The following is a 12,402-nucleotide window of genomic DNA, read 5'->3' on the forward strand; positions in this document are numbered from 1 at the left end:
AAGGAAATAAGACAATGTCCCAACGTCAGAGCGGTACCGTCAAGTGGTTTAACGACGAGAAAGGTTTTGGTTTCATCACTCCAGAAAGCGGTCCGGATCTGTTCGTACACTTCCGCGCTATTCAGGGCAACGGCTTCAAGAGCCTGAAAGAAGGCCAGAAAGTCACCTTCATCGCCGTGCAAGGCCAGAAAGGCATGCAGGCTGACGAAGTTCAAGCCGAAGGCTGATCTTCATCAACAAAGAAGCCTCTGCTGGCAACAGCAGGGGCTTTTTTGTGCGCGCAATTCCGTAGAATGGGCGTTTTGCGCAAGGAGGGCCCCGTGAATGCCCAAGCACCTGCTTCAGCCCCAGGGTGAATTTCCCCCGGTCGACCTGGGCCGCCGCCTGGCCGCCATGTTCTACGATTTTCTGCTGTGCACCGCGCTGCTGATCGTCACTGCCGGCGCCTACAAGATGATCCAGATGGCCATTATCGGCGAGGCGCGCATGCGCGAGCTGACCGAGGCTGGCGCGCTGGATGGCGATCCGCTGCTGTCGACCATCCTGCTGTTCGCCCTGTTCGGCTTCTTCGCCAAGTTCTGGACCCACGGCGGCCAGACCCTGGGGATGCAAGTGTGGGGGATTCGTGTACAGAACGCCGATGGCAGTGCCATCAGCCTGTGGCAGGCCCTGCTGCGTTTCGTCGTCGCCATCGCCTCCTGGCTGTGCCTGGGCCTGGGTTTTATCTGGGCCCTGTTCGACAAGCGCAAGCGCAGCTGGCACGACATCTATTCCGACACCCAGCTGGTGCGGATCCCCAAGCGCAAGAAATAGCAGACAGAAAAAAGCCGACCCAAGGGTCGGCATTTTCTTGTCTGCAGCGGCCTATCCAGCGCGCCGCAACAACCACAACCCTGCCACCGCACAGATTGCCGCCGGCAGCACCACCGCCAGCAACGGCGGGAAGCCGAACACCTGGCTCGAAGGCCCGAGCAAGTCCTGGGCGATACGGAACACAAAGCCCACCAGAACCCCGGTGAACACCCGCTGGCCGAGGGTAACCGAGCGCAGGGGGCCGAAGATGAAGGAGATGGCCATCAGCACCAGCGCGGCGGTGACCATCGGCTGCAGCACCTTGGTCCAGAACGCCAGCCAGTAACGGGCGTTGTTCAGGCCCTGGTCGGACAGGTAGTGGATGTAGTCCCAGAGCCCGGTAATCGACAGCGACTCTGGCGCTACGACCACGGTATTGAGCAGTTGCGGAGTGACGGATACGTCCCAGCGCTCTTCAGGGGTTTTGACCACTTCGGTGTGGTCTCCACGGAAATACGTGGTGGTAACGTCGCTGAGCAGCCAGTGATCGTCCTTGTACTGGGCGCGGCGGGCAAAGCTTGAGGTCTGCATGTGCCGCTCGTTGTCGAAACGGTAGCGGGTCACGCCGTACAGCAAGCCGTTGGGCTGCACCGAGTTGATGTGCACGAACTCCTCACCCTGACGGTGCCACATACCGCGCTTGGAGCTCTGCGCCTCACCACCGCCCTGGGCCAGGGAACGCTCGGCCTGGGCCTTGTTCTCGGTGACCGGGGCCAGGTACTCGCCAATCAGGATACCGGCCAGCATCAGCACCAGCATCGGTTTCATTACCGCCCAGACGATCCGGCCAATGGACACGCCCGCGGCGCGCATGATGGTCAGTTCGCTGCTGCTGGCCAGGCTGCCCAGGCCGATCAGGCAACCGATCAGCGCGGCCATCGGCAGCATGTCGTAGAGGCGCCGCGGCGCGGTGAGCAAGACGAAGGTGCCAGCGTCCATCAACGTATAGGTATCGGTGACGTCGCCCATTTCATCGATGAAGGCAAACAGCGAGGCCAGGCCGAGAATGATCCCGAGCACGGCCAGAATGGCCACCAGCACGCTTTTGCCGATGTAACTATCGAGCTTAACCATGGGCCACCTCCGCACGGCGAGCAGCGCGCTTGAGGCGCAGCGGCTCCCAGTACATCAGCCCCAGGCCGATCAGCAGGAACAGGCCATGGACCCACCAGATGCCCAGGCCGATCGGCAGTTTGCCTTTCTCCAGGGCGCCACGCACGGCAATCAGCATTGTCAGGTACGCCATATACAGAAGAATCGCCGGCAGCAGCTTGAGGAAACGGCCCTGGCGTGGGTTGACCCGCGACAGCGGCACTGCCAGCAGGGTCACGATGAACACCAGCAACGGCAGCGACAGACGCCATTGCAGCTCGGCACGCTCGCGCAGGCCTTGGCTACCGATCAGTTGCGAGGTCGGGATGGCTTCGCGCTCGGTGACTTCTTCACTGACCTCGGGCTTGGGCAACAGCACGCCGTAGGTTTCGTACTTGATTGCCCGGTAATCGGCCTGGCCAGGGTTGCCGTCATAGCGATAGCCGTTTTCCAGGATCAGGTAACGGTTGCCATCGGGGTTGACCTGCTGGTGGCCTTTTTCGGCAACCAGTACCGACGGGCCACGATCCTTGGTCTTGTCCTGGCTGAAGCGCTTCTCGGAGATGAACACGCCGGCAAGGTTGGCGCGGTCTTCCGACAGTTGTTCGGTGTAGGTCACCCGCGAACCATCGCGCAGGGTCTGGAAGCGCCCCGGCACCAGGGTGTCGAACTCGGTCAGGGCATCCTGCTGGTTGATGATCTGCGCCACCTGGGTGACGCCCTGAGGCGCCAGCCCCAGGCTCAGCCAGGCGACCAATACGGCGACCAGCGCAGCCGGGGCCATGGTCATGCCCAGCAGGCGCTGCTGGCTCATGCCGGTGGCCGAGAGCACGGTCATCTCGCTTTCCAGGTACAACCGGCCATAGGCCAGGAGGATGCCGAGAAACAGGCCCAGGGGCAGGATCAATTGCAGGAAGCCCGGCAGGCGATACCCCATGATCAGGAACAGTACGCTCGGATCGAGCACGCCCTGGGCAGCCTGCGCCAGGTATTTGATGAAGCGCCCACTCATGATGATGACCAGCAGCACGGCGCTGACGGCACTCAAGGTCACCAGGACCTCGCGGGACAGATAACGAAAGACGATCAAACCAGACACTCCTGGGTTGTCAGGCTCGGACAGCCGAACAAGGAATCCATAACAGCCAAGATAGTAGCCCGCTCGCCAGAGCGAACCCGGGTAAAAGTTGGCGCATTATCCTGTGATTGACCGTGCCTGTCACTTGGCGCCGCACAATGCTTCATCTCGGGGTTGTCAGGGCGGGCGAAGCAGGCTCAAACTGGGGGCTTTATCACTGGTACGCGACCACGCGGCCAGGAGCCTTGGCGCGCCGGCATACCGTGTGCGCACTGACAGATCATTCGGGGAACCTGACATGGAACTGGTTGTAAAAAGCGTAGCCGCTGCATCCTTGAAAACCGCCACGCTGGTGCTGCCCGTGGCTGAAGGCGGCAAACTCGGCGCCACCGCCAAGGCCATCGACGAGGCTACCGGCGGCGCCCTGGCCAGCGTGCTCAAGCGCGGCGACCTGACCGGCAAGGTCGGCCAGACCCTGCTGCTGCACAGCCTGCCCAACCTCAAGGCCGAGCGCGTGCTGCTGGTCGGTACCGGCAAGGATGCCGAGCTGGGTGATCGCAATTGGCGCAAAGTGGTCGCCAGCGTTCTAGCGGTGCTCAAGGGCCTGAACGGCAGCGATGCGGTGCTGGCCCTGGACGACGTCGCCGTCACCGGCCGCGAGGCCTCTTATGGCAAGACCCGCCTGCTGGCCGAAACCCTGCTCGATGGCCAGTACGTTTTCGACCAGTTCAAGAGCAAGAAGGCCGAACCCCGCGCCCTGAAGAAAATCACCCTGCTCAGCGCCAAGGCCGGCGTCAGCGACGTCGAGCGCGCGGTCAAGCACGCCGTCGCAATCGCCAACGGCATGGGCTTCACCCGCGACCTGGGCAACCTGCCGCCGAACGTCTGCCACCCGAGCTACCTGGCCGAACAGGCCAAGGCCCTGGGCAAGGAATTCAAAGGCCTGAAGGTCGAGGTGCTGGACGAGAAGAAGATCAAGGACCTGGGCATGGGCGCCTTCTATGCCGTTGGCCAGGGCAGCGACCAGCCACCACGGCTGATCGTGCTCAACTACCAGGGCGGCAAAAAGAGCGAGAAGCCTTTCGTGCTGGTGGGCAAGGGCATCACTTTCGACACCGGCGGCATCAGCCTCAAGCCCGGCGCCGGCATGGATGAAATGAAATTCGACATGGGCGGTGCCGCCAGCGTCTTCGGCACCCTGCGCGCCGTGCTCGAACTGCAACTGCCGATCAACCTGGTGTGCCTGCTGGCCTGCGCCGAGAACATGCCAAGCGGCGGCGCCACCCGTCCGGGCGACATCGTCACGACCATGAGCGGGCAGACCGTCGAGATCCTCAACACCGACGCCGAAGGCCGCCTGGTGCTGTGCGATACCCTGACCTACGCCGAGCGCTTCAAGCCGCAGGCGGTGATCGACATCGCCACCCTGACCGGCGCCTGCATCGTCGCCCTGGGCAGCCACACGTCCGGCCTGATGGGCAACAACGACGCGCTGGTCGGGCAACTGCTCGAGGCCGGCAAGCGCGCCGACGATCGCGCCTGGCAGTTGCCGCTGTTCGATGAATACCAGGAGCAGCTCGACAGCCCGTTCGCCGACATCGCCAACATCGGCGGGCCGAAAGCCGGCACCATCACCGCCGGTTGCTTCCTCTCGCGCTTTACCAAGGCCTACGACTGGGCCCACCTGGACATCGCCGGCACCGCCTGGATCAGCGGCGGCAAGGACAAGGGCGCCACGGGCCGTCCGGTACCGCTGCTGACCCAGTACCTGCTCGACCGCGCCAACGCCTGAGATGACGCAGGCCGCCTGCGCCTTCGGGCGTAGCCGGCCGGCAGGCCGATCATGACCAAAGTCGATTTCTACATATTGCCCAGCGCCGCGCCCTCGGCGCGCCTGGATTTCGCCTGCAAGCTGTGCGAAAAGGCCTGGCGCCTCGGGCACCGGGTTTACCTGCATTGCAGCGACGCCGCCCAGCGCGATGAACTGGACGCACGCCTGTGGGCGTTCAAGGGCGAGGCCTTCGTGCCCCACAGCCCGGCTGAAGATGACCCGCAGGCCAGCGTGGCCCTGGGCCTTGGCGATGACGCCGGCAGCCATCAGGACCTGCTGATCAACCTCGACCTCAAGGTTCCGCCCTTCGCGGCCGGTTTTGCCCGGATCGCCGAGATCGTGGTCGAAGAGCCGGCGATTCGTCAGGCGGCCCGAGAGAGTTTCCGTTTCTACCGCGAACAGGGCTATGCTCTGCAAGATCACCGCTTACAGCGACTCTGAAGACGATGGACAAATCCACTCCCCTGCCCCAATCCGCGCACCTGCTGGACGACCTGGAGTCGATCCGTCAGTTGCTTGGCGATGCATCCCTCGAGCCACCGCTGTTGACCGACACTGTCGAGGAGCAGATCCCGCTGCTGCTCGAAGAGGCCGAAGTGGCGCCAGAGCCCGTGCCTGAAACCCCTGCCGACCCACAGGCCAAGCGCCAGGAAACCCTGCTGCACCTGGACGCCGAGCTGCGCGCGGCCGCGCAATTGATCATGCAAGACGTGATCAACGATTTCGCCCCGCATATCGAGAGCGAGATCAAGCGCCGGCTCGATGCCCGGCTCGAGCGCCTGCTTAACCAGCTTCCCGAGTAAACGCACCTTCGCGGGGCAAGCCCGCTCCCACAGAACCACCAGCATCTGTGGGAGCGGGCTTGCCCCGCGATGCGTTCACCACTGTTTTTGCCTCCTGCCATCACCTCACACTACGCCCCGCCCCTTATCCCCGTTATACTTCTCGGCTTTCCTGAATAAATGCCTAAGGGTCCCGCCGCGCATGGATAAGACCTACCAGCCGCACGCTATTGAAACTTCCTGGTACAACACCTGGGAGTCCGAGAATTATTTCGCTCCGCAAGGCGCGGGCGATTCCTACACCATCATGATCCCGCCGCCGAACGTCACCGGCAGCCTGCACATGGGTCATGGCTTCAACAACGCGATCATGGACGCCCTGATCCGTTTCCGCCGCATGCAGGGCCGCAACACCCTGTGGCAGCCTGGCACCGACCACGCCGGTATCGCCACGCAGATGCTGGTCGAACGCCAGCTTGAAGCCAAGGGCCAGAACCGCCACGACCTGGGCCGCGAGAAATTCCTGGAAAAGGTCTGGGAATGGAAGGATCAGTCCGGTGGCAACATCAGCCGCCAGATTCGCCGCCTGGGCTCGTCGGTCGACTGGAGCCGCGAGCGCTTCACCATGGACGACGGCCTCTCTGAAGCCGTTAAAGAAGCCTTCGTGCGCCTGCATGAAGACGGCCTGATCTACCGCGGCAAGCGCCTGGTCAACTGGGATACCAAGCTGCACACGGCGATCTCCGACCTCGAAGTGGAAAACCACGACGAGAAGGGCCACCTGTGGAACCTGCGCTACCCGCTGGCTGATGGCGCCAAGACCGCCGACGGCAAGGACTACCTGATCGTCGCCACCACTCGCCCGGAAACCATGCTCGGCGACGCCGCCGTTGCCGTGAACCCGGAAGACGAGCGTTACAAGGCGCTGATCGGCAAGTTCGTCGAGCTGCCCCTGGTTGCTCGGCGCATCCCGATCATTGCCGACGACTACTGCGACCCTGAATTCGGCACCGGCTGCGTGAAGATCACCCCGGCCCACGACTTCAACGACTACGAAGTCGGCAAGCGCCATAACCTGCCGCTGCTGAACATCTTCGACAAGAATGCCTTCGTCCTGCCGGCCGCACAGGTGTTCAACCTCGACGGCAGCGTCAACGACAGCATCGACGCCACCCTGCCTGCCCAGTATGCCGGCCTGGACCGCTTCGTCGCGCGCAAGCAGATCGTCGCCGACTTCGACGCTGCGGGCCTTCTGGTCAGCGTCGACGACCACGCCCTGAAAGTGCCGAAAGGCGACCGCTCCGGCACCGTCATCGAGCCGTGGCTGACCGACCAGTGGTACGTGTCGACCAAGCCGCTGGCGGAGCCGGCGATTGCTGCCGTTGAAGACGGCCGTATCCAGTTCGTGCCCAAGCAATACGAAAACATGTACTTCTCGTGGATGCGCGACATCCAGGACTGGTGCATCAGCCGTCAGCTGTGGTGGGGCCACCGTATTCCGGCCTGGTACGACGAGTCCGGCAAGGTCTATGTCGGGCGCAGCGAAGAAGAAGTGCGCAGCAAGCACAACCTCGGTGCCGACGTGGTCCTGAACCAGGACAACGACGTCCTCGATACCTGGTTCAGCTCGGGCCTGTGGACCTTCTCGACCCTGGGCTGGCCGCAGCAGACCGAATTCCTGAAGAAATTCCACTCCACCGACGTGCTGGTCACCGGCTTCGACATCATTTTCTTCTGGGTTGCCCGGATGATCATGCTGACCATGCACCTGGTGAAGAACGAGGACGGCACCCCGCAGGTACCGTTCAAGACCGTTTATGTCCACGGCCTGGTGCGCGATGGCCAGGGCCAGAAGATGTCCAAGTCCAAGGGCAACGTCCTTGACCCGCTGGACATCGTCGACGGCATCACCCTCGACGAGCTGCTGGAAAAACGCACCAGCGGCATGATGCAGCCAAAACTTGCCGAGAAGATCGCCAAGCAGACCAAGGCCGAGTTCCCGGAGGGCATCGCCAGCTACGGCACCGACGCCCTGCGCTTCACCTTCTGCTCGCTGGCCTCCACCGGTCGCGACATCAAGTTCGACATGGGCCGCGTCGAGGGCTACCGCAACTTCTGCAACAAGATCTGGAATGCTGCCCGCTACGTGCTGGACAAGGGCGAGGACTGCGGCCAGAACGGCGAAGCCTATGAGCTGTCGCTGGCCGATCGCTGGATCATCTCGCAGTTGCAGCGCACCGAAGCCGAAGTCACCCGCCAGCTCGATCAGTTCCGTTTCGACCTCGCCGCCCAAGCGCTCTACGAGTTCATCTGGAACCAGTATTGCGACTGGTACCTGGAGCTGTCCAAGCCGGTGCTGTGGGACGAGAACGCGCCGATCGAACGTGCCCGTGGCACCCGCCGCACCCTGGTACGGGTGCTGGAAGTGGCGCTGCGCCTGGCCCATCCGTTCATGCCGTTCATCACCGAAGAAATCTGGCAGCGCCTGGCGCCGCTGGCCGGTGCCGAAGGCAAGACCATCATGCTGCAGCCTTGGCCAGTGGCCAACGAAAGCCGCATCGATGCCGCTGCCGAAGGCGACATCGAGTGGCTCAAGGAGCTGATGCTCGGCGTGCGCAACATCCGTGGCGAAATGAACATCGGCCCGGGCAAGCCGCTGCAACTGTTCCTGAAAAACGCCAGCGCCGAAGACCAGCGTCGCCTGCAGGAAAACGAAGCGCTGCTCAAGAAGCTGGCGAAGATCGAGTCCTTCACCGTGCTCGGCGAACAGGACGAAGCGCCACTGAGCGCCACCGCCCTGGTTGGCGATCTGCAGGTGCTGGTGCCGATGGCCGGCCTGATCGACAAGGACGCCGAGCTGGCTCGCCTGAACAAGGAAATCCAGCGTCTGCAGGGTGAAGTCCAACGTGTTGGCGGCAAGCTGTCCAACGCCGCCTTCGTCGACAAGGCACCGCCTGCGGTGATCGACAAGGAGCGCGCCAAGCTGGCTGAAGCCGAACAGGCCCTGGCCAACTTCACCGAGCAGCATGCGCGGATTGCCGCCTTGTAACACTCGCTGACCTCAGTGATGCTTTCGCGGGTCAAGCCCGCTCCTACACAACCCTGTAGGAGCGGGCTTGACCCGCGATGCTTTCCACCGGACATCAACATGACCACAGCCAACAAACCGACCCTGCACCCGCGCAACCGCCACCAGGGCCGCTACGACTTCCCCCAACTGATCAAGAGCAGCCCTGAGCTGGGCCAGTTCATGATCACCAACCCCCATGGCAAGCCCAGCATCGACTTCGCCAACCCCGAGGCTGTGCGGGTCTTCAACCGCGCCTTGCTCAAGGCTCAGTACGGTATCCAGCACTGGGACATCCCGGCCGACTATCTATGCCCACCGATCCCTGGCCGGGCGGATTACGTGCATGTGCTGGCCGATTTGCTCGCGCAAGAAAACAGCGGCGAAATCCCCCGGGGTGCGCACGTCCAGGCCCTGGATATCGGCGTCGGCGCCAACTGCATCTACCCGTTGCTGGGCCACAGCGATTACCGCTGGCGCTTTCTCGGCTCGGACATCGACGCCACGGCGCTGGCTGCGGCCGGCGCCATCGTCCAGGCCAACGGCCTGGGCAAGGCCATCAGCCTGCGCCAGCAAGGCAACCGCAAGCACATCCTGCTGGGGCTGCTGAACAGTGACGAGCGCTTCGACCTGACACTGTGCAACCCGCCCTTCCACGCCTCGCGCGAAGAAGCCACCCGTGGCAGCCAGCGCAAATGGCGGGCGCTGGGCAAGGCCGACCCCAAGCGCAAGCTGCCGGTGCTGAACTTTGGCGGGCAAAACAACGAACTGTGGTGCGAAGGCGGCGAGATCCGCTTCGTCAGCCAGTTGGTGACGGAGAGCGCCAGCCTTGGCCAGCAGGTGCTGTGGTTCACCAGCCTGGTGTCCAAAGCCTCCAACCTGCCCGGCATCCAGGCGGCGCTGAAAAAGGCCGGTGCGCTCGATCAGCGAGTGGTGGAGATGGGCCAGGGGCAGAAGCAGAGCCGCATGATCGCCTGGACCTTCCAGGATGCTGCAGCGCGCCAAGCCTGGCGCCAGCAGCGCTGGAGCAAAACCAAGGCATAAAAAAACCGCGTCCGGGCAACCCGGACGCGGTTTTTTCGAGCTGTTTACAATTACTTGTTTACAGCGTCGGTCAGCACTTTGGCTGGCACGAACTTGACGACTTTCTTGGCAGCGATTTCGATGGCAGCGCCAGTCGAAGGGTTGCGGCCGGTACGGGCAGGACGCTCGGTGATTTTCAGTTTGCCGATGCCTGGCAGGGTGATTTCGCTGCCATTTTCCAGCTGATCAGCAACGATCTGACCCAGTTGCTCCAGAGCGTTACGCGCGGTGGTTTTTGGCGCGTCGATAGCTTCAGCGATATCGGCGATCAGTTGGTCTTTGGTCAATGCCATGGTGGTGTTCCTTCCCTATCAAATTCAGTGAGTATGCAGAGTGCTACGTCAGTCATCGAGCCAGACCTGCGGGGTATCCGGCGGTCCGGTGTTACAGCCACGTCAATCGCGTATGTAGATACGTAAAACGACGTTTGGTTCGACGTGACGCGAGCGGTCTGCCAGCAATGCGCCACACACGGGGCGCAAGACCGGGCAAAACTACCACAGGAATAGATAAATATCCGCCTCCCTCAGGGCAAATGTGCAGGTTTTTCGGGGGTTTGCGCGAAAAAACGCAAAATTCTGAACAAAAAACGAACAACCGACATATCTGCCAACATCTGGCCACTGAATCCCCCCTGGGCTGAGGTACACTTGGCGACTTTGCAACGCGGCCAGCACCGCCCATTTTCGACCGAGAATCCCATGCCGATCCGTCATTGCATCGTCCACCTGATCGACAAGAAACCCGATGGTAGCCCCGCCGTGCTGCACGCACGCGACTCGGAACTGGCCGAGTCCGGTGCCATCGAAAACCTCCTGGCCGACCTCAACGACAGCTACAACGCCAAACAGGGCAAAGCCTGGGGCTTCTTCCACGCAGAATCCGGCGCCCACCCGTTCAGCGGCTGGCTCAAGGAATACCTGGAGGAAGGCAGTACCTTTACCGCCTTCAGCCGTGTCGCCGTCGAACACCTGCAAAAACTGATGGAAGAGTCCAACCTGTCCGTAGGCGGCCACGTCCTGTTCGCCCACTACCAGCAAGGCATGACCGACTACCTGGCCATCGCCCTGCTGCACCACAGCGAAGGCGTGGCGGTGAACGCCGACCTCGACGTGACCCCATCGCGCCACCTGGACCTGGGCCAGCTGCACCTGGCTGCACGCATCAACCTCTCCGAGTGGCAGAACAACAAAGCCTCCAAGCAGTACATCTCGTTCATCAAAGGCAAGAACGGCAAGAAGGTCTCGGAGTACTTCCGCGACTTCATCGGCTGCCAGGAAGGTGTCGACGGCCCGGGCGAAACCCGTACGCTGCTCAAGGCCTTCAGTGACTTCGTCGAAAGCGAGGACCTGCCCGAAGAAGCCGCCCGCGAGAAAACCCAGACCCTGGTCGACTACGCCACCAGCCAGACCAAGGCCGGCGAGCCGGTGACCCTTGAGGAGCTTTCGGGGCTGATCGACGAAGACCGCCCTCGGGCCTTCTACGAGCACATCCGCAACAAGGACTACGGCCTGTCGCCGGAAATCCCGGCCGATAAACGCACCCTCAACCAGTTCCGCCGCTTCACCGGGCGCGCCGAGGGCCTGTCGATCAGCTTTGAAGCCCACCTGCTGGGCTCGAAGATCGAGTACGACGAGGAAGCCGGTACCCTGATCATCAAGGGCCTGCCGACGCAACTGACCGATCAGCTCAAGCGTCGCAAGGACTGAGCCCCGACCAGGAGGCCACCAGCGCCTCCTTGGCACTTTTGCGCAGCTTCTTCACCAGCCGCTCCTGTTGCAGGGCCTTGGTCTTGTCCGGCCAGGCTTCGACATAGACCAACGCCACTGCCGGGCTGGTACTGAAGTAGCGTGCGCCCTGGCCCTTCTGATGGGCTAGGAAGCGCCGCGCGGGGTTGTCACTGATCCCGCAATACAGCGAGCCATTGGCGGCGCGCACCAGGTAGACGTACCAGGGTTTGTTCAGGGGTTCGGGAGTGGGCTCGGACACGACGGCTACTATCAACGGCAAAGCGCACAGCTTAGCGCTTCAGCGCCCGGCCTGAAACGCCCGCAGGCCTTTCTGCGCCTGGGCGCGCACCTTGCCCTGCACCAGTGGTGACCAGCCCAGCAACAACCCGCTGGTACCCAATGCCTGGCGCGACCAGCGCCACAGGTCGAAGCTATCGTGGTGCTCGCAGATCTTGCCGTCCCGCAGGACGAACCGCGCCTGAATGTCGTTGACCACGGTGCGGCCGGTCTGGCTGAACAGGTAGCGGGCGACCCAGTGGGCACTGGCGCTGCGTTCATCGGCACGCACGCTGTCGAAGGTCAGGGAAAAATCCTTGGCACGGGTGGTGAGCATGCGCCACATGTCACCCGCGTCCTTGCCGCGCAAGGTGCCGAAGGCCGGGTCGCTGAAGACGATATCGTCGCTGTAGCAGGCAACCATGGCTTCGGCATCCAGGCGCTGGAACGCCTGGTAGAAGCGGGTGATCAAGGCAGTGTTGGCGTCGCTCATGGGGCGGGTCCGTTTCGAAGGGAATAGACCTGAACGATAGTCCGCTGGAGTGGCAAAAAGCTATGGGCATTTGCCTGGCGAATGTCTGCTTAAATCCGGGCCGCTTCGCAGCCATCGC

At 62.7% G+C, this 12,402-nt stretch carries 13 protein-coding genes; 8 read left to right on the forward strand and 5 right to left on the reverse strand.

The window, feature by feature from the left end; all coding sequences use genetic code 11:
* The first annotated feature begins 14 nt into the window (after positions 1-14).
* Positions 15-227 (forward strand): cold-shock protein, encoded by a 213-nt coding sequence (locus NLX68_RS08465; protein WP_007931076.1) that lies wholly within the window; start codon positions 15-17, stop codon positions 225-227.
* Positions 228-324: 97 nt separating this feature from the next.
* Entirely contained in the window at positions 325-813 is a 489-nt protein-coding gene (locus NLX68_RS08470) for an RDD family protein (protein ID WP_254283631.1), read from the forward strand.
* 51 nt (positions 814-864) lie between these two features.
* Here NLX68_RS08470 and lptG read toward each other — a convergent pair whose 3' ends face one another.
* Entirely contained in the window at positions 865-1,926 is a 1,062-nt protein-coding gene (gene lptG / locus NLX68_RS08475; RefSeq protein ID WP_254283633.1) for an LPS export ABC transporter permease LptG, read from the reverse strand.
* Positions 1,919-3,034: an LPS export ABC transporter permease LptF gene (gene lptF, locus NLX68_RS08480; RefSeq protein ID WP_254283634.1), complete on the reverse strand. Its 1,116-nt coding sequence runs from the start codon at positions 3,032-3,034 to the stop codon at positions 1,919-1,921. Before lptF ends, lptG begins: the two co-directional genes overlap by 8 nt.
* Before the next feature lie 286 nt (positions 3,035-3,320).
* On the opposite strand from lptF, the gene NLX68_RS08485 reads away from it, so the two are divergent.
* From NLX68_RS08485 to rlmF, 5 genes are all read left to right on the forward strand, one after another.
* Positions 3,321-4,814, forward strand: coding sequence for a leucyl aminopeptidase (locus NLX68_RS08485; protein WP_254283635.1), 1,494 nt, complete (start codon positions 3,321-3,323; stop codon positions 4,812-4,814).
* Between the two features lie 51 nt (positions 4,815-4,865).
* A complete protein-coding gene (locus tag NLX68_RS08490) occupies positions 4,866-5,294 on the forward strand; it encodes a DNA polymerase III subunit chi (RefSeq protein WP_100781970.1) in 429 nt (142 codons plus the stop codon).
* Positions 5,295-5,299: 5 nt separating this feature from the next.
* Positions 5,300-5,656 carry a DNA polymerase III subunit chi gene (locus tag NLX68_RS08495; RefSeq protein WP_254283636.1) on the forward strand — a complete coding sequence of 119 codons (357 nt, stop codon included), beginning with the start codon at positions 5,300-5,302 and terminating at the stop codon, positions 5,654-5,656.
* A gap of 181 nt (positions 5,657-5,837) precedes the next feature.
* Positions 5,838-8,684, forward strand: a complete 2,847-nt coding sequence (locus tag NLX68_RS08500) for a valine--tRNA ligase (protein WP_254283637.1) — start codon at positions 5,838-5,840, stop codon at positions 8,682-8,684.
* 99 nt (positions 8,685-8,783) lie between these two features.
* Positions 8,784-9,746: a 23S rRNA (adenine(1618)-N(6))-methyltransferase RlmF gene (rlmF, locus tag NLX68_RS08505; protein ID WP_254283638.1), complete on the forward strand. Its 963-nt coding sequence runs from the start codon at positions 8,784-8,786 to the stop codon at positions 9,744-9,746.
* 50 nt (positions 9,747-9,796) lie between these two features.
* Here rlmF and NLX68_RS08510 read toward each other — a convergent pair whose 3' ends face one another.
* Positions 9,797-10,078: an HU family DNA-binding protein gene (locus NLX68_RS08510; RefSeq protein ID WP_009398256.1), complete on the reverse strand. Its 282-nt coding sequence runs from the start codon at positions 10,076-10,078 to the stop codon at positions 9,797-9,799.
* Positions 10,079-10,486: 408 nt separating this feature from the next.
* Here NLX68_RS08510 and yejK point away from each other — a divergent pair, with 408 nt between their 5' ends.
* Entirely contained in the window at positions 10,487-11,494 is a 1,008-nt protein-coding gene (gene yejK, locus NLX68_RS08515) for a nucleoid-associated protein YejK (protein WP_010220565.1), read from the forward strand.
* On the opposite strand, the gene NLX68_RS08520 is transcribed toward yejK, so the two are convergent.
* Entirely contained in the window at positions 11,475-11,774 is a 300-nt protein-coding gene (locus tag NLX68_RS08520) for a GIY-YIG nuclease family protein (protein WP_010220564.1), read from the reverse strand. The two genes, yejK and NLX68_RS08520, sit on opposite strands and share 20 nt — an antisense overlap.
* A gap of 39 nt (positions 11,775-11,813) precedes the next feature.
* Positions 11,814-12,284, reverse strand: coding sequence for a nuclear transport factor 2 family protein (locus NLX68_RS08525; RefSeq protein ID WP_254283639.1), 471 nt, complete (start codon positions 12,282-12,284; stop codon positions 11,814-11,816).
* Positions 12,285-12,402: the final 118 nt, after the last annotated feature.

This window comes from Pseudomonas sp. SBB6 (assembly GCF_024213215.1).
GTDB classification, from domain to species: Bacteria; Pseudomonadota; Gammaproteobacteria; order Pseudomonadales; family Pseudomonadaceae; genus Aquipseudomonas; species Aquipseudomonas donghuensis.